Source organism: Rhodanobacteraceae bacterium (genome assembly GCA_024234055.1).
Classification (GTDB): domain Bacteria; phylum Pseudomonadota; class Gammaproteobacteria; order Xanthomonadales; family SZUA-5; genus JADKFD01.
In genome coordinates this window covers 171,472-192,386 of the sequence record JACKOW010000009.1, presented here as the reverse complement: position 1 = coordinate 192,386, position 20,915 = coordinate 171,472, and the positions used below count along the sequence as shown (strand labels likewise).

Sequence of the window (20,915 nt, the reverse complement as noted above, 5' to 3'; positions counted from 1 at the left end):
CGAAACTGCACACGGGCCATGAACCCGCCGGCGTCATTGCGACCCCGGACTTGATCCGGGGGAAGCAATCCAGGGGCGTGCGGCGCTACCCTGGATTGCTTCGTCGCTTCGTTCCTCGCAAAGACGCCAGCCGTGCCCTCTGCCACTGCCCTCTGCCCTCTGCCCTCTGCCCTCTGCCCTCTGCCCTCTGCCCCGTGCCCCTTGCCCCCTGCCCCTTGCCCCTGCCCCAAGTTTCCGCAAAGCGACACCCGCTTGCGCTTTTGCGTTGGCGCGCGGTGGCGGACGCATCACACAAGCCGGGCTTGGTGCCATGATCGGGTATGACCGCGACTCGCGGCGCTGCCACTGCAGGATTCACTCAACATGCGTACTGAACATCATCGGTTGACGAGCTGCACACCGGGCACCACGCGCGAATTGCAGAGCCTGCATTTCGGCCCGCTGGAGCAAGGGCGCAAGGCCGTCATCCAGGCCTCCTTGCACGCAGACGAACCGCCGGGAATGCTGGTCGCCTACCATCTGCGCCGGGAACTGGCGGCACTGGAGGCCGAGCATCGGCTGCGCGGGGAGATCGTGCTGCTGCCGATGGCCAATCCGCTCGGGCTGTCGCAACGTCTGCTCGGGCGCGGCCTGGGACGATTTGATCTCGGCTCCGGCGAGAATTTCAACCGGCGCTACCAGGACCTGAGCGCAGCGACCTACGCCAAGCTGAGCGCGGAGATCGATGCCGGTCATCGACCCACGGTGGCCAGCGTGCGCGCAGCGCTGCGGCAATCCTGCAAGGAGCTGCCTGCCGACAGCGAGTTGGCCAGCCTGCGCAAGATCCTGCTGCTGCAGTCCATCGATGCCGATCTGGTGCTGGACCTGCACTGCGACAGTGAGGCCGTGATGCATCTGTATACGGCCAATCCGCTGTGGCCGCAGGTGGAGCCGCTGGCGCGGCTGCTGGGCGCCGAGGTCAGCCTGCTGGCCACCGAATCGGGCGGCGAGCCTTTCGATGAAAGTTGCTCGATGGTCTGGTCTCATCTCAATCGGCGCTGGCAGGAGCATTCCGGTACCCCGGGTCCGTGGCCGGACGCCTGTGTTGCCGTCACCGTCGAACTGCGTGGCGAAACCGATATCAGCCACGAACTGGCAGAGCGCGATGCCGCGGCCATCCTGGCCTATCTGGCACAGCGCGGATTCATCGAAGCGCGACTGCCGGAACTGCCACCGCTGTTGCGCGAGCCAACGCCACTGGAGGGTTCGATACCGGTGATCAGCCCACGCGGCGGCGTGCTGGTGCACCGCCAGCTGCTGGGACAATGGGTGCAGCGAGGTCAGTGCATCGCCGAGGTCATTGATCCGCTCAGCGGGGAGGCCATCGATCTGTGCAGTCCGGTCGACGGGCTGCTGTACGCGCGCGAGCACTCGCGGGTGGTGCACGCCGGCATGTCGATCGCCAAGGTGGCGGGCAGTCAGGCGGTCCGCAGCGGGCAGCTGCTGTCGGCCTGAGCAGCCGCGCAAGCCATCATGTCCAAGCGCTACGGCTTCCTGCTGCTGCCGCGCTATTCCCTGCTCGATCTGGGGGGCGCTCTGGCGGTTCTGCGCCAAGCCAACCAACTGCTCGGCGGGCGCGCCATTGACACCCTGCTGCTGTCGCGCGATGGGCGCCCGGTAGCGGCTGCCGGCGGCGAGCAGCTGCTGATCTCGCAGGCGCTGACCGCCACCGTGGTGGCGATCGATGGCCTGTTTGTCATCGGTGATGCGCCGCCGCAAGCCAGTGACGAACCGTGGTTGCGACAGCATCTGGCAGTGGCTGGACAGCGCATTGCCCAGGCGCGCGGCGTGCTTGGCGGAATCGGCGGCGGGGCCCTGTGGTGGGCCCAGGCCGGATTGCTGGACGGCTATCGCTGCAGCGCGCCCACGACGCCTGGACCGCCACCCGCATTTGGCGGGGCACTGTTGTCCAGTCGCTACTGCGAGATAGACCGCAATCGCCTGAGCTGCGCCGGCGGTGCCTGTACGCTGGATCTCATGATCCAGTGGCTCTCGCAAGAACACGGCGAGCAGCTCGGGCGCCAGCTGATGGCGCACTTCGGCCTGGAGCGGCTGCGCGGCGGCGACGAACGCACCAAGCCATCGGGGCCCGCCGGAACTGCCGCTTCCGCCAAGCTGGCCGAGGCCGTGGCCCTGATGGAAGCCAATCTGGGCGAGCCCTTGTCGACAGAAGACATCGCCGGACTGGTCGGCGTCTCGCGGCGTCAACTCGAACGGCTGTTCAAGCAGCATCTCGACACCCTGCCCTCGCGCTGGTATCTGGAACAGCGTCTGGCGCGCGCGCGACGACTGCTGCAGCAGAGCTCACAATCCATCCTGCAGATTGGTCTGAGCTGCGGCTTCGCCTCCGGCGCCCATTTTTCCAATGCCTATCGCAACTGTTTTGGTCATACCCCCCGCGATGAACGCAGCAGCCGTGCGGCCGCCTGGCGGCTGGCCGGAGCGAACCAGCGCCCGGCGCCGGCCGGCGCCACCAATGCCGACAAGGAACCGACATGAGCAAGCCCAAGGCCGGACCCGCTCAATTTCTGCTACGCCCCTGCGCGGCAGACGATCTCCCTGCGCTGGAGCGCTTTGCCGCAGCCAGCCCGGTTGGCATCACCACCTTGCCGCTGGACCGCGCCTTCCTCACCGACCGGCTGCAGCGTTCGATCCATTCCTTCGCCACCGAGGATGTCAGCGGTGAGGAAATCTATCTGTTTGCGCTGGAGGAACTGGCCACCGGTGAAGTCATCGGCATCAGCGGCATCGCCGCCCGCGCCGGCTTTTCCGATCGCTTCTACAGTTTTCGCAACGAATTCGTGGTGCACAGCAGCAAGCCACTGGGCGTCAGCAACCGCATCCACACCCTGCACCTGTGCCACGACCTCAGCGATGTCACCTTGCTGATCAGCTTCCACATCGACCCGGCCTTCGTCGACACGCTGGCGCCGCAACTGCTGTCGCGGGCGCGACTGCTGTTCATTGCGCAACATGCCGAACGCTTTGCCGACCGCGTTGCCGCGGAGAGTGCCGGCCTAGCCGATGACAGCGGCCGCTGTCCGTTCTGGGACGCGGTGGGCCGACGCTTCTTCGGCATGGATTATCCGACCGTGGAGCGCCTGACCGGCGGCCGCAGCAAGGCCTTCATCGCCGACCTGATGCCGCCCTCGCCGATCTACGTGCCACTGCTGCCCGAAGAGGCCCAATGGGCCATCGGCCAGCTGCATCCGGTGGCCGAGTTGCCGTTCTCGATCCTGCTCGACGAGGACTTCGACACCGATACCTATGTCGACATCTTCGATGGGGGCCCGACCGTGCAGGAGCGTCTGGCCATGCTCAAGAGCGTGTCGCGCTCACGCTTGCTGCGGGTGGACCGGCGTCAGGGTCCGGGCGCCACGGCACCGTCGCGAGCGCACCTGATCATCAACAGCAAGCGCCAGCAGTTCCGGGCTCTGCTGCTCGATCTCGCACCGGATGGCGAAGGCCTGTCACTGGACGCCACGACCCTCGAATTGCTGGCCATGGCGCCGGGCGACCGGGCGAGAGTCGCAGAATTTGAACCTGCCGCCGCGGGAGACCGGGCATGAACGGATGGATGCTGCGAGCGGCCACCAGCGCCGACCTGCCAACCCTGACCCGACTGCTGCCCAGCTGGGAGCTGGAGCGCGCCAGCTTTGTCGAGGAGGACAGCGATTCGCTGTTGTTGCTGGCCTTTCCGGTGCCTGCGGCAGCGGCAGAACAGGCTCCGCTGGCTTGTCTGCAGCTGCGCCGCCAAATCGGATCGAGCCAGCCGCGCTACTGGTATCACCTGGGTCTGGTGGTGCACGCGGCAGCCGATCTGGGCCTTAACCGGCGCGAGCGCACGCTGCTGCTCGGGAACGATCTCACCGGCGCCTCGGAACTGGCCGATTTTGCCGTCGATCGTGAAGCCGCCACGCCGGCGCAACAACGCGAACTGCCCGCCGTGATGGTGCGCGCGGCGCTGTTGCTGCTCTATCGGGACTGGCAACTGCATGCCGAGACCGGCGCTCAACCGCCCAAGGTCATTGCCGCCGTGCCGGGGCGTCGCGATGCCGGCGGCAACAGTCCGTTCTGGCAGGGCCTGGGGCGGCATTTCTTTGCCGGTGACGTGGCGCAGGCACAGGCGCGTTTCGGCCTGCTCTGGCAGACCCATGTCGCCGCGCTGCTGCCGCGGCATCCGCTGGTGGTGTCGATACTGCACGAGAGTGCCCAGGCTGCCATCGGCGCCGTCGATGCCGCTGCCATGCCCTGGTGCGACGCGCTGCGACGGGCCGGACTGCGGGCCGGCCAGCATCTGAGCCTGGATGATGCCGGCCCGGTCTATGAAGCGCCGATTGATCTGCTGCCCTGTACGGGCGCCGTGGGTCGCTACCCGCTGGATCTGGGGACCGGTTTCGGCGCCAAACGCCCTGGCCCGATGCTGCTGACGGCCGATCAGGGCAACGTGGTCTGTCTGGCGATTGCGGCCTTCCGCGAGGACGGTCAATTATCACTGAGCGCAGAGCAGGCCGAGCTGTTCGGCCTTCAGGATCTGCGGCAGGTCTGGGCCATGTCCACCGATCATGCCGGCTGAATTGCGCTCAGCGCGGCAGCTCCCAGATCTGACCGGCACCGTCGTCGGCTGCGCAAAGCTGCCCGGCCGCCACGGAACGATGGCCATCGACCAGCGTCAAGGGCACCGCCCGGGCGCGGGTCAAACCATCGAGAAACTGACTCAGGGCATCGCTGTCGGCGGCCACCGACACTGCCGGCGCGGCCGGCAACCGGCATGCGCCGACGGGCATTGTCCCAGGCAGGATCCAGGCACTGCCGCCAGGGAAGCGCTGACGACCGATGCGCTGATCATCGATGCGCCTGAGCACGCTCACGGCGCCCTGGCCAATGACCCTACCTTGCCATTGTCCTTCGATCCAATCCAGCCGCAACGCGGTGGTTTCGTCTATACCCAGGCCGAATTCGACATTGCTTTCCTGCAGCAGGCGCGCCAGGCGGTACTCGCGACCGCGATTCGAGAAGTGGGTGTCGAGCACGCCGAGCGGAAAACTGCCGAGTCCGCCGTCGGGCTGATACATCAGCGCATCGGGATTGACGCCGCCACAGCTCCCGGCTCGGCGGCAATCCGGATCCGGTGGCAGTCGGCGCAGCGCTACCGCGGCCCCCTCGGGCAGTGCGGGCCCGCTGACGATCATCGCCGCCGCACCCTGGGCAGGCCGCGCAGCTTGTACTGCGGTGCCGGCGCTGGTGCCACCCATCACCAGGGTGCCGCGTTCCAGTCGCTGCAGCAACAACTGCAGTGGTGCCGAGGGCGTGCGCCCATCGGCATCAAACCAGGCTGCGCGCGTGAAACTCTGGTCGCCGCCATTGAGAAAGACGCCATCGGCCCAGTCCAGAGCTTCAGTGAGCTGCTGCGGCGCCAGACAGGCGGCCTGCAGTTCGGCCGCACGCTGCGGATACAGGCGCGCTCGGTCGTCGGCGCCCAGGCGTTCGCCACGCAGCCGATCCAGCTGCAGGCACAAGCGCTGGGGATCATCCTGGGCGGCGCGCAGAGCATGATCCAATGGCAACCAGCGCACTTCGGCGCCGGCCTGGGCAAAGACCTCCAGATAGAACTCGATGGCGGCAAAGGGATCGCGTCCCGAAGCGGTGCTGACCAGTATTCGCGGTCGCTGGCGACCGCTGATCTCTCGGGCCATGGCGACGAACTCACGATAGACTGCTGCCCCCGATTCGGCACGGGAATCTTCCAGCGCCACGCGCTCGGTCACGATGCGGTTTTCGAGTGCGTCAAGCACCAGATCGCGCTCGAATCCGGCCAGCGCAGCCCAGACTTCGCGGTCTCGCAGGCTGGCGCTGGCCGCCAGCGCCGTGGACAGATCGCCGACATCGAAATCGAGATCGCCAGCGCGCCGATGCCAGCGTTTCAACGCCGCCACGATGCGCCGGCGCTCGCGCTCACGGCCCTGGCTCCAGGCGCCAGCGGCCACCCGGGCAATGCCATCCGGATCCAGACGATGACGCTGCCCCAGGCTGGCAGGGCCCGGGGACTTGCCGGGCAGGCATGCCGCGGGGCTGTCGTTGCTGCACACAGGCAGCGCTCCGCCGGCCAGCAGCAGCCTGGGACCGTCAGCAGCCGTGGCCGGCGCCATCGCGGCGACTGCGATCGGCAGCACGAGCATGGGCAGCAGACGCAGCAAGACCTTCGACATCGGCATTTCGTCCTGGGCAGACCGGCATCAAATCCTAGCCGAGCGCCTCGCCGGAGGACCGGATTCGACACGCAGATGAAGAGTCCCTGGCGATTGGATCCAAGAATCTGTCGCTTTCCCGCAATTTCACGGCTGTACCTACCGCGCCGTTGACCAGGAGCACGAAATGACCCAGGCCGAAACACAGACTGCGCCCAGCCGCGCCCCCGACACCTTGTTGATCGTGGCCCTGGTGGCGCTGCTGGTGGCGCTGGTGGTGGCCTTTGTGCCACCGGGGCGCTTCGCCGAGGTCAGCACCCATGAGGGATCGCGCGAGGTCTCGATCGCACTGGAGAGCTATGAGCGCAGCGGCGATGCCCAGGCAGTGCCTGTGTTTGCCGAGGGCGGCAAGCTGGGACTGTTGAACCTGCCCTTTGAAGGACTGGTGGCCGGCGACAAGTTCGGCTCGGCGGTGGGCATTGCCGCCTTCCTGCTGGTGCTCGGCGGCAGTTTCGGTGTGCTCATGCGCACCGGTGCCATCGATCGCTCGCTGACTGGCTTTGTTGCCCGTTTCGAACACCGCATGGAAATCCTGATTCCCGGCCTGTTCCTGCTGTTCTCGCTGGGCGGGGCGATCTTCGGCATGGGCGAGGAAACCATTCCCTTCGTGTTGATCCTGGTGCCGGTGTTTGCCCGATTGGGCTTGAACGCCTTCACCGCCGTACTGGTCAGCTTCGTCGCCACCCAGGTGGGTTTCGCCACCAGTTGGATGAACCCGTTCAGCGTGGTCGTTGCCCAGGGGGTGGCCGGGTTGCCGCCGGTATCGGGCGCCGGTTTCAGGGTGAGCATGTGGGCCCTGTTCACGGTGGCAGGCGCTCTGATGACGCTGCGCTATGCGCTGTCGCAGCGCCGCAGTGGCGTGGCCGTGCGCGCCGAGCAGCACACCGCCGGACTGGAAGCCGCCACGCGCTCGGATTACTCGATCATGGCGGTGCTGGCGGCAACCATGGTCTGGGTGATCTGGGGCGTGACCCAGCGCGCCTACTACCTGCCTGAACTCGCCGCCCAGTTCTTTGCCATGGGCCTGGCGGCGGGCGTGATCTCGTGGATGTCGCGCCGTCCTGGAATCAGCGCCAACGTGCTGGCCGAAGCCTTTCGCGCCGGCGCGGCGCAGATGTTGCCGGTGGTGCTCATCGTGGCGCTGGCCAAGGGCTTGATCCTGCTGCTCGGCGGCACCGACCCCAGCCAGGCGTCCGTGCTCAACACCCTGCTCTACCACCTCGGGCATGCGCTGGAAGGTCTGCCCGCCAGTCTCGCCGCCTGGCTGATGCTGGTGGTGCAGTCGGGCATCAATTTCCTGGTGCCCTCAGGCTCTGGTCAGGCCGCGCTGACCATGCCGGTGATGGCACCGCTCGGAGATCTGCTCGGGGTCAGCCGCCAGGTCGCCGTGCTGGCCTTCCAGTTGGGCGACGGTCTGACCAATCTGCTGGTGCCGACATCGGCCATGCTGATGGGCGTGCTCGGCGCCGCCCGCATCGACTGGCTGACCTGGGCCCGCTTCATCATCCGCTGGCTGGCCTGGATGATGGCGCTGGCCAGCGCCTTCGTGATCGGCGCAGTGTGGATCGGGTTTGCCTGAGGCGGGGGACGGGGCACGGGGCACGGGGCACGGGGCACGGGGCACGGGAAAGGCTCGCGCGCGCCGTAACGTAGGTCACGTTGCGAGCGCAGCGAGCTACGTGACGAGGCGATGCAGCGAAGCCCTAGCCCGCATTTCTCACACTAAGTAGTGCACCGGGGTTCTCAAATCAGATAAAGTTGAGTTGCGAGAACAACTTAGCTGAGATTTGCGGAGAACCCCGATGCCGACACAGTGTAGCGCGACGAGCACGATTTTTGAGCAAGTGGATGGTCGTCAGGTGGTTGTCGGATTTGATGGCGGCGAGATCACGTCGGACGCGGGCGCACTGCTTCTGGGTCGCGTCGATGATTCGATCAAGCTCATGGATCGGCTGGCCGGGTGCTTTCAAGATGGTCGAGATCCTGAGTTGATCGAGCATTCGGTGCGGACGCTGGTGATGCAGCGTGTGGTTGGGATCGCACTGGGCTACGAGGATCTGAACGATCACGATCAGTTGCGGCACGATCCGGTGTTGGCGGTGCTGGCGGGCAAGCTCAAAGCGCAGCGCAAGGACTGTGCGCCGTTGGCGGGCAAGTCAACGCTGAATCGGTTGGAGCATGCGCCGAAGGCGACGCCGGGTGAGCGTTATCGAAAGATTGCGCATCATCCGGAGCAGATCGAGTCGTTGTTTGTGGATTTGTTTTTGGAGGCGCACGAGACGCCGCCGGAGTCGATCGTTCTGGATTTGGATGCGACCGACGACCCGCTCCATGGGGATCAGGAGGGGCGGTTCTTTCATGGTTATTACGATGGTTACTGCTACCTGCCGTTGTACGTGTTTTGCGGCAAGCATCTGCTGGCAGCGAAGCTGCGCCGGTCGAACATCGACGGCAGCGCGGGCGCGGTTGAAGAGATGGATCGGGTGGTGGGACAGATCCGCAAGCGCTGGCCCAAGGTGCGGATCACGCTTCGGGCGGACAGCGGTTTTGCACGCGAGGAGCTGATGGCGTGGTGCGAGAGCAACGCCGTTGACTACGTGTTTGGACTGGCCAAGAACGCGCGTTTGATCGAGGTGCTCGAGCCGGCTTTGGCGCGGGCTCAGGCGCGCCAGGCGCGCAGCGGAAAGGCGGAGCGGGAGTTCACGGATTTCCGTTATTCGACGCGCAAGAGTTGGAGTCGTGAGCGCCGCGTGGTGGGCAAGGCAGAACAGTTACCGGGTCTAAGCAATCCGCGCTTTGTGGTGACCTCGCTGACATCCGAGACGTGGTCAGCGCGAGCGCTGTACGAAGATCTGTATTGCGCTCGCGGGGAGATGGAGAACCGCATCAAGGAATGCCAAGGGGACCTGTTCGCGGATCGCACGTCGACGGCCACCATGCTCGGCAACCAGTTGCGTCTGTGGTTGTCGTCGTTTGCCTATGTCCTGATGGACGCGCTGCGGCGAAAAGCACTCGCCGGCACTGAATTGGCTCAGGCAACCTGCGGCACGCTGCGTTTGAAGTTGCTGAAGATCGGCGCCTGGGTCGTTCGGAGCGTTCGTCGGGTTCGTATCGCGATGGCGTCGAGCTTCCCGTACCAGGACTTGTGGAGCGCCAGCTACGCTCGTCTTGCCGACAGCGGCTGATTGAAACCAGCGATCCTGCGTCAACGGCCCCTTCCGGGGCTACGGCCGTCGGCGGCGGGCAATAAAGTCAAACAAATCAGCAAGAAAAGCCACGACATCCCGCGCCAAAATGAGCGGAAATCGAACACCAAGCGCCGTTCTGCCGCCGGTGCGGACGAACGATCTTCAACCACCGCAAGAAACAACGTCCCGCAACCGTTGAAGCGAGGGGGTGTGAGAAATGCGGGCTAGACGTGGCCGCTGTCGCAACAGCCAGGGTCGCCGCTTCACCGTGTCACATAGCCCACGTGCGACCAACGTGACCTACGCCCGCTGTTTCAGCACGTCGCCAAGAGCGTCCAGACAAGTCTGGACCCACAAGAGCCCAGTGTCCCGAATCCCGAGTCCCGACAACCGACAACCGGCAACCCACAACCAGCCTTCACCCCAGACGCAAGACGATCAGGGTCTGATCATCGACGCCGATTGCCCCGCCCTGGTGGGCATGCAGTTCGCTCAGCATGCAACTGAGCAGGTCCTGAGGCGTGTCCAACTCGTTGCGGGCCAGGATCGATTCCAGGCGCTCGATGCCGAATTCCTTGCCCTGGGCGTTGCGGGCCTCGGTGACACCATCGGTATAGAGCACCAGCAGATCGCCAGGGCGGGCGTCGTAGAGGTGGTTGTCGTAAGCGTGTTCCTTGAGGATGCCGATGGGAATGTCGCGGCCCTGATCCAGGCGTTCAAGGCCGCCGTGGCGCCGACGCAGCGGCGGCAGGTGTCCGGCATTGCACAGCCGCATCCGTCCCTCGTGGGGCAGATACAGCAGCCCGAGCGCGGTGAGGAAATGCGGCCGGGTCTTGCGTGAGAAGAAGTGCCGGTTGGCGTAGGTGAGCGCGCCTGCAGGGCCCTCGCCTTCGCTGCCCTTGTAGGTGCGCAGGATGGCATCGAACTGCACGGCTTCCATGGCGGCACCTGCGCCGTGTCCGGAGACATCTGCCAGCAGCAAGCCCACCACATCGGGCATGTCAGCCGGATAGTCATCGATACGATGCGACAGCGACATCAGATCGTAGTAGTCGCCGCCGGCCACGGCCGATGGCTGATAGTGAATGGCATGGCTCAGTCCGCGGATCTGCGGGTTGTCCGGCAGCAACAAGCGTTGCACATCGGCGAGGTCGGCGATTTCAACCCACGCCCGGCGCGACTGCTCTGCCAGTTGCCGGCGATCGAGCGCGCCGCCCAGAAAGGAACCCAGACAGTTGGCCAGCAAACCGAGCAGATCCGGGTGAGCCTGCGCCAGGGCGTGCGTCGGAGCGCAACCCAGCACCAGCAGATGCGCGCTACGACCGGCGGCGTGGATGGGCAATGCGATCGCCAGATCCGCTGCCAGCAATTGCCGGAGTACGCTGTGTGGGGCCTCGATCGGCAGGTTCATGCGCATAGGTGCAGCCGTCGCCAGCAGGGCTGCCGTGCTGTCGTCGGTCAGCGCCAAGGCGGAACTGCCGAGGTCGAAGGCGTCGCTGGCGTCGATCTGGGTCTCGCCGCCGGCACCACTCAAGGCTACGAGGCGAGCAGCAGATTCAGCCGGGCGCAGCACCAGGGCGCTCGACACCTCGCCATAGAGCGCGTGCAGGATTTCGCTCTGCAGCCGCCAGGCGGCCATCGAATCACCGTCGAAAGCGCTGAGTCGGCGCAGTTGCTCGGTACTGGGCAGCGGGATCATGGTCGGAGTGCCCACGCTGGATCAGTGATGGATTCCGGACGAATCCGGAGCCGCCGGCTGGTAGCGGGTGGGATCGGGCACGCCGGCTTCGGCAAAGCCCTCGCGACGCAGCCGGCAGGAGTCGCAGCGGCCGCAGGCTCGGCCCTCACCATCGGCCTGGTAGCAGGACACGGTCATGCCGTAATCGACGCCGAGCGCAATGCCGCGGCGAATGATCTCGGCCTTGCTGAGGTCGATGATCGGCGCGTGGATGGTGATCGCAGCACCTTCGACGCCGGTCTTGGTGGCCAGCCGCGCCATCCGCTGGTAAGCCGCGATGAACTCGGGACGGCAATCGGGATAGCCGGAGTAGTCGACGGCGTTGACACCGATGTAGAGATCGTTGGCGCCGATGACTTCGCCATAGGCCAGCGCCAGCGACAGCATCAGGGTGTTGCGGGCCGGCACGTAGGTGACCGGTATGCCGCTGGTGGGCGATTCCGGCACGTCGATGGTGTCATCAGTCAGGGCCGAGCCGCCGATGGCACGCAGATCCAAGGGAATGACGCGATGCTCATGGGCCCCCAGGGTCTCGGCGATACGCCGAGCCGCCACCAGCTCGGCGCGATGACGCTGGCGATAGTCGACACTGAGGGCATAGCAACGGTGGCCCGCGGCACGGGCCATGGCCAGGACGGTGGCTGAATCGAGACCGCCGGAGAGCAGGATGATGGCTGAGGACATGGGTCAGAGCTGAAGAAGGGAAAAAGGAAAAGGAAAAAGGAAAAGGGAAAAAGGAAAAGGGGATGAGGACTACGCAAGACTACGGGCTTCGGCGCTCTTGTAGTCCAGACTTGTCTGGACCTACAAGAGCGCGGACTTGATCCGGGGAAAGAAATCCTCTGGCTTGGTAACCCATCTCTGGATTGCTTCGTCGCTGCGCTCCTCTCCATGAACCCATATCGCAAGTCGTTGATTTGCTTTGTTCACCTGTAGGAGCGCCCTTGCGGCGCGACCGCTGCTTCGGACCTGCGGCTTGCCGGTCGCGACGCGAGGTCGCTCCTACAGGCAGCTTGTGGTTCATGGCCCGTGGGCAGTGTCGGACCGACACAGGTGGCTCGCAATGACGCCGGGTTGGGGTTTCCGGAACCCCGAGTCCCGAGTCCCGAGTCCCGAGTCCCGAGTCCCGAGTCCCGAGTCCCGAGTCCCGACAACCGAGCTCAACCCTAGCGCCCCGCCACATTCCCCCACAGGACCTTGTGCAACTGCAGCTGAAAGCGCACCGGCATGCGGTCAGCCAGTATCCAGTCGACCAGGGTCGGCGCTGGCAGCACTTCGGCCACCGGGGAGAACAGCACCTGGCAGATGGCCGGCAGACCGCGGGTCTGGCACTGCTCGCGGGCCCACAGATAGTCGGCGCGGTCGGCAATGACGAACTTGATCTGGTCAGCCTGGCTCAGCAAGGGCAGATTCTCGTAGCGATTGCGCTGATGCTCGCCGGAGCCGGGGCACTTGAGATCGAGCACCTTGCGCACGCGCGCATCGACGCCGCTGACATCCATGGCGCCGGAGGTTTCCAGCGAGACCTCGTGGCCGGCGTCGCACAGAGCACTCAGCAAGGACAGGCAAGCGCGCTGCGCCAGCGGCTCGCCGCCGGTGACGCAGACATGCCGGGTATTGAATGCGGCAACGCTGGCAAGCACCTCATCCAGGCTGCGCTTGTTGCCACCGTGAAAGGAATAGGTGGTGTCACACCAGGCGCATCGCAGCGGACAGCCGGTCAGGCGCACGAACACCGTGGGCCAGCCGACGGCATCGGCTTCGCCCTGGATCGAGTGAAAGATCTCGGTGATCCGCAGCATTGCGGCCGTCGGCGAGGCCGCTTCAGAGGTACTGGCGTCGGTCATCCCCGGCTCGGTCGAATTCGAAGAAAAGCACAGTCGCTGCAGGTACCGCTCGCTGCGCCACGGCGCAGCGAGCACCGCAGCTAGCGTCCGTCCAGGCGCAAGGCCCGCAACCGACCCTGGGCCAGACGGGCCACCGGCGTATCCGGATAGCGCGAAACGACGTCGTTCAGGGTGCGGGCGGCGCTGCGCGAATCGCCCAGTTCATATTGGCAATAGCCTACCTTGAGCAAGGCATCCGGCGCCTTGCGGCTGTCCGGGAAGCGTGCCAGCAATCCCTGGAAAGTCTCCAGGGCAATTTCATAATTCTGGGTGACGTAATAGGACTCGCCCAGCCAGTAACTGGCGTTGGCGGCGTACTCACCAACGGGATACTGCTGCAGGAACATCGAGAACAGCTGCGAGGATTCGGAATAGCGACCCTGCTTGAGCGCTTCGAAGGCAGCCTCGTAAGCCTGCTTCTCGTCCGGACCACCCACCGCTGGGGCAGCATTGCCAGCCAGATCACCGCCCACAGTCTCGGCGCCTACCGGCAACGGTGGATTCATCGGCGTCGGTTCACCGAATCGGGTGGTCGGCTCGTCAGCGTTCAGTTGCTCCGGAGCCACGCTGTCCATCGGCTCGTTGGCGGCCGGGCGCGCTGGCACGGTCATGCCGCCTTCCAGACGCTGCAGACGTGAATCCAGATCCACGTACTGGTCGCGCTGGCGCTTCTTCAAGCCTTCAATTTCGAAAGCCTGACTTTCGACCAGTCCGCGCAGGTTCTGGACTTCATTCTGCAATTCCTGGTTGCGCAGGATGAGCTCGGACATGTTGCCGGAGTCCGCACTGCCCTGGACCTGGCGCTCAAGCTGGCTGACCCGCTCTGCCAGACTGAGGCGGCTCTGCGCCTGTGCCGATCCACAAACACAGACGGCGGCCACGAGGGCCGCCGTCAGGGATCGAAGCGTCAATGTACGAACGTCGATCATCATCACGACCGCTTACTGCTTGGCGGTGTAGACGATCTCGGCGCGACGATTCTTGGACCAGCAGCTTTCATCGCTGTCGGTGCAGATCGGACGCTCTTCGCCGTAGCTGACCACGGCAACCTGCTCGCTGCGACCACCGTTGGCCAGCAGCATGTCGCGCACGGCATTGCCGCGGCGCTCACCCAGGCCCAGGTTGTATTCGCGCGAACCGCGCTCGTCAGCGTGACCTTCCAGCGAGATCCGGGCACCCGGGTTGCTCGCCAGCCACTTGCCATGGCAGCGCAGCATTTCCATCGCCTCGGACTTGATCGTGGTCTGATCGAGGTCGAAGTAGGCAACGCGCGAGACCAGGCAGGGCTTGGAATCGAGCAGGGCCGGGTTGGTCCAGCTCTCTTCCTGGGCCGGAGCAGTCGTGGGCTGAGTCGGCGCCGGAGTCTGCGGCGGGGCTTCCGGCTTGACCACTTCCTTTTTGCAAGCAACGCCAGCCAGGGCCAGCGCAATCACCAAAACGCGAATCGGGGTATTCATTTTCTTATCCTTCGTACGAATGACAGCGAACCTGTGCACATCTTATTTTCACTTGAATCAACGTTGCCTGAAGGGTCCCCACGCCGGTTCCCGAACGTCGCCGTCAGGGATGGCCAAGCGTGCTCGGATCGATCCGTCGATCGGTGCCGAATAAAGAACCCCGCGATTCCCTTCGCGGGCAGCGTACAGCACCATGCTTGCGTTGGGCGCGAAGCTTGGGGATTCATCCAACGGACCCGGTGAAATCAGCCGAACCGCGTTGGTGCCCCCGCGCTCGCGGTCCACGACCGCAATACGATACACGTTCCTATTTCCCTGCACCATTGCCATAAGGCGGCCGTCATAGGAGACGGAGGCGCGGGCGTTGTAATCACCGACCGAGGTCAGGCGCTCAGGCGTGCCTCCGGAAGCCGGCATGCTGTAGATCTGGGGCTTGCCGGATCGGTCGGAGGTGAAGATCAGGCTGTTGCCACCCGGCATCCAGGCTGCTTCGGTGTCAATGGAGAAATGCCGGGTCAGCTGCGTCAGATTGTTGTTCAGCAGATTCAGCGTGTAGATCTCGGGATTGCCACTGCGCGACAGGGTCAGCGCCAGCGTGCTGCCATCGGGCGAAAACGTGGGCGCGCCATTGATGCCCTTGAACGAGGTGATCACCCGGCGCGAGCCAGTGGCCAGTTCATGCAGGTAGATGGTGTGACCGCCCTGGCGCTCGAAGCTCACATAGGCCAGCGACTTGCCGTCCGGCGACCAGGCCGGCGACAGGAATGGCTCGTCGTTCCAGACGATGCGCTGTTCGTTGTAGCCATCGGAATCAGCCACCCAGATGGCGTACTCGTACTTGCCTTCGCCCTTGCGCTTGGCTGTGATGTAGGCAATGCGGGTGAAGAAGGCGCCGCGCACGCCGATGATCTTCTCGTAGACCAGATCGGCAATCTGGTGAGACACCGCGCGGAAGTCTCCGGGACGCACCGGCAGCGCCAGCGCCAGCAGCGGCTTGCCAGACTTGACCTCGTGCAATTCAAATTCCACCCGGTAACCGACGTCGGCGCTCTGGATACGCCCGACGACGATGTAATCCTGCTTGAGCAACTGCCAGGTGGGAAAGCGGATGTCGGCTCCCCGTGCCGGCAGCTCGATCACGTCTTCCTTGGCCAGCGCCCGGAATTGCCCGGAACGGTTGAGATCGGCCCTGACGACCTGATCGATGGATGTGGGATCGGGCATGGCTGCCGCCTCCCAGGCAAAGGGCACAACGGCAATCGGAATGGCCGCGTCGCGACCGTTGACGATATCGATCTCCAGACCCTGGGCACTGGCGATGCGCGCCAGGCCGAGCAGAGCCAGAACCAGTACTGCAGTGCTGATGAGTCTTTGCATCGGTTCACCCGTCATAGCGGAAGTTGAAGTTCAGTGCAGGCTGGAAGACTGCCTCAAAGCCCATGTACGGGAGCGGACTGGCGCGTTCGACAGCCTGGATGATCGATTGCTGGATCAACGGATTCGCGTTGCACGGCGATCCGATGCTGACACCGATGACCTCCCCGCCAGGGATCTGACGCACTTTGAGTACGCAGCGGATCCCCGGCGGCGTGTTGGCGGGTCTGCGCCAGTTCTGGGTCACCACTTCCTGAATCAGTCCGGCATATTGGCTGAGCAGATCATTGGCCGCGTCCTGGCCGGGTCTCTGCTGCCCTTCGGGCTCTCGCGTGGCTGGCTGAGTCAGTATTTCCTGGGCACGCTGGGCCTCGCGCGCCTGCGCCAGCTGCTTTTCCCGCTCCTGGGTCAGACGCGCCGCTTCTGCGCGCTGCTTGCGGATGTCTTCGAGCTGCTGCATGCGCTGCTTTTCGATCTCCTGCTGGCGCCGCTGCTCCTCCTGCTGCTTGCGCAGCTGCTCTTTCTGGCGCTCCAGATTCATGGCGTTCTGATCAGGCACCGTCGGCAAGGTCGGGCGTTGGTCGGTGACGTCATCAGGCTTGGCCGCGGGCGGCGGTGGCGGTGGTGCCGGCTCCGGTTTGGGTACCGGTTTGGGAGGCTCGGGCTTGGGCGTGGGCCTGGTGGCCGGCTTGGGCAACGGACGCCCCAGATTCATGTCGACCAGCACTGCCTCCAGCGCGCCGCCGGCAATGACCGGCTTTTTGGGTGCACTGACGAACAGGCCGGCAAACATGATGAGTGCCGCGAGTACGTGTACGCCAATGGCGTAAACGAGTGCCCGGGTGCGGTCAGCGGCCGATTCCATAGATCAGAAGCGATGGGTTGTCGGTTGCTGGTTGTCGGTGGCCGGCAAGGCACTCCCGCGAATCTGAGGGCGGCGGCTCACTTGCGCGGCTCCTGCGGCAGCGGATCAGCCATCAGCCCGACCCGCGGTGCGCCCGCAGCCTGCAGCGCGACCATGGCCTCATAGACCCGCCCATAGCTGACATTGCGATCGCCACCCACCAGCACCGGCACCTTGGGGTTGTTGCGCACGAAGGCGCCGATCTTGGTGGTCAGCCCCTCGATGTCGATCGGCTCGCGCTCACCCTTGATGGTGAGAAACAGGTCCCCGGCACTGTCGACACTGACAATCACCGGATCCTCCGGCGTATCCAGCGGATTGGCATTGGCCTGCGGCAAATCCAGCTCCACGCCCAGATTCATCAGCGGCGCCGTGACCATGAAAATGATCAACAGCACCAACATCACGTCGATGTAGGGCACCACGTTGATGTCGGAGACGGGCTTACGGCGTTTGCGGCGCATGGTGGTGGGGGCTGCCTCTAGGTGTTCAGTGATGCTCGATTGCCAGACAAGTGAAACGTGAAAAGTAAAACGTCAATTGGCACAGCGTGGGGTTTGCGCATCTGAATTGACGTTTTACGTTTCACGTTTCACCGCTTCTGAGCGGCGCAGCCGCTCAGTTGTCCTCCGCATGCGCCTGACGCTGGAGGATGCTGCTGAATTCCTCCTGAAAAGTGTCATAACGCACTTCAATACGTTCGACGGCGTTGGAGAAGCGGTTGTAGAAGATCACCGCCGGGATGGCCGCGAACAGGCCCATGGCGGTGGCGATCAGGGCTTCGGAGATGCCGGGGGCCACCATGGCGATGGTGGCTTCCTTGACGGCAGCCAGGCCGTGGAAAGCGACCATGATGCCCCAGACGGTACCGAACAGACCCACATAGGGACTGATCGAGCCGACCGTGGCCAGGTTGTTGAGATGCTGTTCCAGGCGGTCGACCTCGCGCGACAGCGCCACGCGCATGGCGCGCTGGCTGCCCTCGATCAGCGTGCGACTGTCGATCTGACGCCGCTGGCGCAGGCGCGCAAACTCACGGAATCCGGCCTCGAACACACCCTCCAGACCCACCGCCGGCTTGCCGCGATTGCTGACCTCGCGATAGAGCTGGGCCAGATCGGCGCCAGACCAGAAGCGCTCCTCGAATTCATCTGCGGTGCGCGTGGCCATGCTGATCACCGCGCGCTTGCGGAAGATGATCCACCAGGACCAGATCGAGGCCGCAATCAGCAGCACCATGACGACCTGCACCGGCAAGCTCGCACCCAGAATCAGTTCCAACAAGTTCAACTCACCACTGTTCACCGCTGAATCTCCGTCAATACTTGGGCCGGTATGGGTATGGGTCTGAAGGTTTCGGCATCGAGACAGGCAATTTCCACCTCGGCGCGGCACAACTCGGTGCCATCGCGTTCATGGCTGATGACCTGGGTCATCGCAAAGCTGGCTCGACGGCAGACGCCCAGCTTGGCGCTGATGCGCAGGGCGTCATCCAGGCGAGCCGGTTTCAGGAACTGTATCTGCATTGAGTAGACTGCAAACACCATGGATGTTCCGAGCATCAGCGCCCGCTGCTCGAAACCCTTGGCGCGCAGCCATTCAGTGCGGGCGCGCTCCAGAAATTTCAGGTAATTGGCGTGATAGACCACGCCGCCGCCATCGGTGTCTTCCCAGTAGACGCGGGCCGGCCAGCTGAATTCAGCAGCACTCTTGCTCACTCAGGAGTCCTCGAACAGATCGGGGGTGGGTTCGGGTCGTCGTGGCGGCTTCAGTCCCAGATGCAGATAGGCCTTGCGGGTGACCACGCGGCCGCGCGCCGTGCGCATCAGAAAGCCCTGCTGGATCAGATAGGGCTCGACCACATCCTCGATGGTGCCGCGCTCCTCGCTCAGTGCCGCAGCCATGCTGTCCACACCCACCGGGCCACCCTCGAAGTGCTCGATCATCAGCCCCAGCAGGCGGCGATCGAGGGCATCAAAGCCCTCGTGATCGACATCCAGCATCTCCATGGCGCCGGACGCCGCCTTCAGCGTGATCACGCCTTCGCCCTTGATCTCGGCAAAGTCGCGGGCGCGCCGCAGCAGGCGGTTGGCTATCCGCGGGGTGCCGCGCGAGCGCCGGGCGATTTCCAGGGCCCCGTCCGGGTCGCACTGAATGCCCAGAATGCCTGCCGATCGAGTGACGATGCGGGTCAACTCTTCGACCGTGTAGAACTCCAGCCGCTGGACGATGCCGAAGCGATCGCGCAAGGGCGCGGTCAGCAGGCCGGCGCGGGTGGTGGCACCGATCAGCGTGAACGGCGGCAGATCCAGCTTGATCGAGCGTGCCGCCGGCCCATCGCCGATCATGATGTCGATCTGGAAGTCTTCCATCGCTGGATACAGCACTTCCTCGACCACCGGTGAGAGGCGGTGGATCTCGTCGACGAAGAGCACATCGCGCGGCTGCAGATTGGTCAGCAGCGCCGCCAGATCGCCAGCCCGCTCAAGCACCGGCCCCGAGGTCTGGCGCAGATTGACACCAAGCTCGTTGGCGATGACATGCGAGAGTGTGGTCTTGCCCAAGCCCGGGGGACCAAAGATCAGCACATGGTCCAGCGCCTCGCCACGTCGGCGCGTGGCTTCGATGTAGATCTCCATCTGCGCGCGCACGGCCTTCTGGCCCAGATATTCCGACAGCTTGCGCGGTCGGATACTGGCCTCGATGAGGTCTTCTTCACGGCTGGCAACCGGAGAGACGATGCGCGGGTCGCTGGAACTCATGGTCATCCGTGATGATTACGGCTCAGTTGCGGGGAAGAACGGCAGGCAAGGTTCGCAGGAAAAAGCACAAAGAGCGCAAGGACCATCATCCAGTGATCGAGTCATTGGCGTAAGACATGGCACAGGTAGACATTGACTCCAGGCACCCCGGGCGCAGGTAGTACTCGGTGCGGTCGGACGTCATCCATCCCCGGCCTCGCTTCTCGTCCTGCTTCGCATCCTTTCTGCTTTTTCTTCGCGTTTCGCGTCTCGCGTCCAGAAAAAGCGCTTGGACGAAGCGGATTCTGAACGAGCGGAGCGCACAAGCAAAGGAGCGCTTGCCGCGCGGTTCTACCTGCGTTTAGGCTGCGCGCCTATTCTGCATATCGAGTGAATACTCATGACACCTCATCCGATCACGCTGATTGGTGCCCCGACCGACGTCGGTGCTGCTGACCGCGGCGCCTCGATGGGCCCGGAAGCGCTGCGCGTTGCCGGTTTGCGCGAAGCGCTGATGGCGCGCGGCTTTGATGTCGACGACCGCGGCAATCTGGTCGGACCGATCAATCCGATGCAGCCGCCCGACCAAGGCTATCGTCATCTTGCGGAGGTGACGGCCTGGAACAAGCGCGTGTTCGAGGCGGTGAGCGCCGCTCTGGACGAGGGCCGCTTGCCGATCATGCTCGGCGGTGATCACTGCCTGGCCATCGGCTCCATCGGTGCAGTCTCGGCGCACTGCCGGCGCGTGGGCAAGAAGCTGCGGGTGCTGTGGCTGGATGCCCATGCCGACTTCAACACCTGCGAGATCACCCCTTCGGGCAACATCCATGGCATGCCCGTCGCCTGCCTGTTCGGCATCGGGCCCAAGGCGCTGGTGGAACTGGCCGGATTTTCGCCCGCGTTGAACCGCGATCAGATTCATCAGATCGGCATCCGCAGCGTCGATACCGGCGAGCGCCGACTGGTGCACGAACAGCAGATGTCCATCTTCGACATGCGCTACATCGACGAACACGGATTGCGCAAGGTCATGCAGGAGGCGCTGGCGGACCTGGACCACCACACCCACCTGCACGTCAGTTTCGATGTCGATTTCCTCGATCCGGAGATCGCGCCGGGCGTGGGTACCACGGTGCCGGGTGGACCGAACTACCGCGAAGCCCAGCTGGTCATGGAAATGATCGCCGATACCGGATTGCTGGGATCTCTGGACGTGGTCGAGCTCAATCCGGCCTTCGATGACCACAACCGTACCGCCGTGCTGGCGGTCGACCTGATCGAGAGCCTGTTCGGGAAATCGACACTGGTGCGTCGCGAGCGCTGAGCCTGCCGCCGGCAGA

At 64.5% G+C, this 20,915-nt stretch carries 19 protein-coding genes; 7 read left to right on the top strand and 12 right to left on the bottom strand.

What is annotated here, in order from left to right; genetic code table 11:
* Positions 1-363: 363 nt before the first annotated feature.
* The 4 genes from H7A19_15410 to H7A19_15395 are packed head-to-tail and all read left to right on the top strand — an operon-like array spanning position 364 to position 4,615.
* Positions 364-1,494 carry a succinylglutamate desuccinylase/aspartoacylase family protein gene (locus H7A19_15410; GenBank protein MCP5476218.1) on the top strand — a complete coding sequence of 377 codons (1,131 nt, stop codon included), beginning with the start codon at positions 364-366 and terminating at the stop codon, positions 1,492-1,494.
* A gap of 18 nt (positions 1,495-1,512) precedes the next feature.
* A complete protein-coding gene (locus H7A19_15405) occupies positions 1,513-2,538 on the top strand; it encodes a helix-turn-helix domain-containing protein (protein MCP5476217.1) in 1,026 nt (341 codons plus the stop codon).
* On the top strand, positions 2,535-3,608 hold the full coding sequence (locus H7A19_15400; GenBank protein ID MCP5476216.1) for an arginine N-succinyltransferase: 1,074 nt from the start codon (positions 2,535-2,537) through the stop codon (positions 3,606-3,608). Before H7A19_15405 ends, H7A19_15400 begins: the two co-directional genes overlap by 4 nt.
* Positions 3,605-4,615 carry an arginine N-succinyltransferase gene (locus tag H7A19_15395; protein MCP5476215.1) on the top strand — a complete coding sequence of 337 codons (1,011 nt, stop codon included), beginning with the start codon at positions 3,605-3,607 and terminating at the stop codon, positions 4,613-4,615. The genes H7A19_15400 and H7A19_15395 overlap by 4 nt, the downstream gene beginning before the upstream one ends.
* 7 nt (positions 4,616-4,622) lie before the next feature.
* On the opposite strand, the gene H7A19_15390 is transcribed toward H7A19_15395, so the two are convergent.
* A complete protein-coding gene (locus H7A19_15390; GenBank protein MCP5476214.1) occupies positions 4,623-6,248 on the bottom strand; it encodes a hypothetical protein in 1,626 nt (541 codons plus the stop codon).
* Between the two features lie 166 nt (positions 6,249-6,414).
* Between H7A19_15390 and yfcC the strand changes: the two genes are divergently transcribed.
* On the top strand, positions 6,415-7,866 hold the full coding sequence (yfcC, locus tag H7A19_15385) for a putative basic amino acid antiporter YfcC (GenBank protein MCP5476213.1): 1,452 nt from the start codon (positions 6,415-6,417) through the stop codon (positions 7,864-7,866).
* Positions 7,867-8,089: 223 nt separating this feature from the next.
* Entirely contained in the window at positions 8,090-9,472 is a 1,383-nt protein-coding gene (locus H7A19_15380; protein ID MCP5476212.1) for an IS1380 family transposase, read from the top strand.
* 421 nt (positions 9,473-9,893) lie between these two features.
* Here H7A19_15380 and H7A19_15375 read toward each other — a convergent pair whose 3' ends face one another.
* From H7A19_15375 to ruvB, 11 genes are all read right to left on the bottom strand, one after another.
* The gene (locus tag H7A19_15375) at positions 9,894-11,174 is read right to left on the bottom strand and encodes a PP2C family protein-serine/threonine phosphatase (protein ID MCP5476211.1); all 1,281 of its coding nucleotides are present in this window, start codon (positions 11,172-11,174) and stop codon (positions 9,894-9,896) included.
* Between the two features lie 21 nt (positions 11,175-11,195).
* On the bottom strand, positions 11,196-11,897 hold the full coding sequence (gene queC, locus H7A19_15370) for a 7-cyano-7-deazaguanine synthase QueC (protein MCP5476210.1): 702 nt from the start codon (positions 11,895-11,897) through the stop codon (positions 11,196-11,198).
* A gap of 482 nt (positions 11,898-12,379) precedes the next feature.
* Positions 12,380-13,060, bottom strand: coding sequence for a 7-carboxy-7-deazaguanine synthase QueE (queE, locus tag H7A19_15365; protein MCP5476209.1), 681 nt, complete (start codon positions 13,058-13,060; stop codon positions 12,380-12,382).
* 80 nt (positions 13,061-13,140) lie between these two features.
* The gene (ybgF, locus tag H7A19_15360) at positions 13,141-14,034 is read right to left on the bottom strand and encodes a tol-pal system protein YbgF (GenBank protein MCP5476208.1); all 894 of its coding nucleotides are present in this window, start codon (positions 14,032-14,034) and stop codon (positions 13,141-13,143) included.
* Positions 14,035-14,040: 6 nt separating this feature from the next.
* Positions 14,041-14,556, bottom strand: coding sequence for a peptidoglycan-associated lipoprotein Pal (gene pal / locus H7A19_15355; protein MCP5476207.1), 516 nt, complete (start codon positions 14,554-14,556; stop codon positions 14,041-14,043).
* 57 nt (positions 14,557-14,613) lie between these two features.
* Positions 14,614-15,933 carry a Tol-Pal system beta propeller repeat protein TolB gene (gene tolB, locus H7A19_15350; protein ID MCP5476206.1) on the bottom strand — a complete coding sequence of 440 codons (1,320 nt, stop codon included), beginning with the start codon at positions 15,931-15,933 and terminating at the stop codon, positions 14,614-14,616.
* A 4-nt stretch (positions 15,934-15,937) separates the two neighbouring features.
* Positions 15,938-16,795 (bottom strand): TonB C-terminal domain-containing protein, encoded by an 858-nt coding sequence (locus tag H7A19_15345; GenBank protein ID MCP5476205.1) that lies wholly within the window; start codon positions 16,793-16,795, stop codon positions 15,938-15,940.
* 77 nt (positions 16,796-16,872) lie between these two features.
* Entirely contained in the window at positions 16,873-17,298 is a 426-nt protein-coding gene (gene tolR / locus H7A19_15340) for a protein TolR (GenBank protein MCP5476204.1), read from the bottom strand.
* Between the two features lie 154 nt (positions 17,299-17,452).
* A complete protein-coding gene (gene tolQ / locus H7A19_15335) occupies positions 17,453-18,139 on the bottom strand; it encodes a protein TolQ (GenBank protein ID MCP5476203.1) in 687 nt (228 codons plus the stop codon).
* Entirely contained in the window at positions 18,136-18,552 is a 417-nt protein-coding gene (ybgC, locus tag H7A19_15330; GenBank protein ID MCP5476202.1) for a tol-pal system-associated acyl-CoA thioesterase, read from the bottom strand. Before ybgC ends, tolQ begins: the two co-directional genes overlap by 4 nt.
* Positions 18,553-19,596: a Holliday junction branch migration DNA helicase RuvB gene (gene ruvB / locus H7A19_15325; GenBank protein MCP5476201.1), complete on the bottom strand. Its 1,044-nt coding sequence runs from the start codon at positions 19,594-19,596 to the stop codon at positions 18,553-18,555.
* A gap of 379 nt (positions 19,597-19,975) precedes the next feature.
* Between ruvB and rocF the strand changes: the two genes are divergently transcribed.
* Positions 19,976-20,899 carry an arginase gene (gene rocF / locus H7A19_15320; GenBank protein MCP5476200.1) on the top strand — a complete coding sequence of 308 codons (924 nt, stop codon included), beginning with the start codon at positions 19,976-19,978 and terminating at the stop codon, positions 20,897-20,899.
* Positions 20,900-20,915: the final 16 nt, after the last annotated feature.

What these genes read in the sequence shown, in the direction of transcription:
- H7A19_15375 (MCP5476211.1), bottom strand. Translation starts at nt 11,174, where the DNA reads ATGATCCCGCTGCCCAGTACCGAGCAACTGCGCCGACTCAGCGCTTTC.
- H7A19_15345 (MCP5476205.1), bottom strand. Translation starts at nt 16,795, where the DNA reads ATGGAATCGGCCGCTGACCGCACCCGGGCACTCGTTTACGCCATTGGC.
- queE (MCP5476209.1), bottom strand. Translation starts at nt 13,060, where the DNA reads ATGACCGACGCCAGTACCTCTGAAGCGGCCTCGCCGACGGCCGCAATG.
- rocF (MCP5476200.1), top strand. Translation starts at nt 19,976, where the DNA reads ATGACACCTCATCCGATCACGCTGATTGGTGCCCCGACCGACGTCGGT.
- H7A19_15390 (MCP5476214.1), bottom strand. Translation starts at nt 6,248, where the DNA reads ATGTCGAAGGTCTTGCTGCGTCTGCTGCCCATGCTCGTGCTGCCGATC.
- tolR (MCP5476204.1), bottom strand. Translation starts at nt 17,298, where the DNA reads ATGCGCCGCAAACGCCGTAAGCCCGTCTCCGACATCAACGTGGTGCCC.
- tolB (MCP5476206.1), bottom strand. Translation starts at nt 15,933, where the DNA reads ATGCAAAGACTCATCAGCACTGCAGTACTGGTTCTGGCTCTGCTCGGC.
- ruvB (MCP5476201.1), bottom strand. Translation starts at nt 19,596, where the DNA reads ATGAGTTCCAGCGACCCGCGCATCGTCTCTCCGGTTGCCAGCCGTGAA.
- yfcC (MCP5476213.1), top strand. Translation starts at nt 6,415, where the DNA reads ATGACCCAGGCCGAAACACAGACTGCGCCCAGCCGCGCCCCCGACACC.
- H7A19_15410 (MCP5476218.1), top strand. Translation starts at nt 364, where the DNA reads ATGCGTACTGAACATCATCGGTTGACGAGCTGCACACCGGGCACCACG.
- H7A19_15380 (MCP5476212.1), top strand. Translation starts at nt 8,090, where the DNA reads ATGCCGACACAGTGTAGCGCGACGAGCACGATTTTTGAGCAAGTGGAT.
- queC (MCP5476210.1), bottom strand. Translation starts at nt 11,897, where the DNA reads ATGTCCTCAGCCATCATCCTGCTCTCCGGCGGTCTCGATTCAGCCACC.
- H7A19_15395 (MCP5476215.1), top strand. Translation starts at nt 3,605, where the DNA reads ATGAACGGATGGATGCTGCGAGCGGCCACCAGCGCCGACCTGCCAACC.
- H7A19_15405 (MCP5476217.1), top strand. Translation starts at nt 1,513, where the DNA reads ATGTCCAAGCGCTACGGCTTCCTGCTGCTGCCGCGCTATTCCCTGCTC.
- pal (MCP5476207.1), bottom strand. Translation starts at nt 14,556, where the DNA reads ATGAATACCCCGATTCGCGTTTTGGTGATTGCGCTGGCCCTGGCTGGC.
- H7A19_15400 (MCP5476216.1), top strand. Translation starts at nt 2,535, where the DNA reads ATGAGCAAGCCCAAGGCCGGACCCGCTCAATTTCTGCTACGCCCCTGC.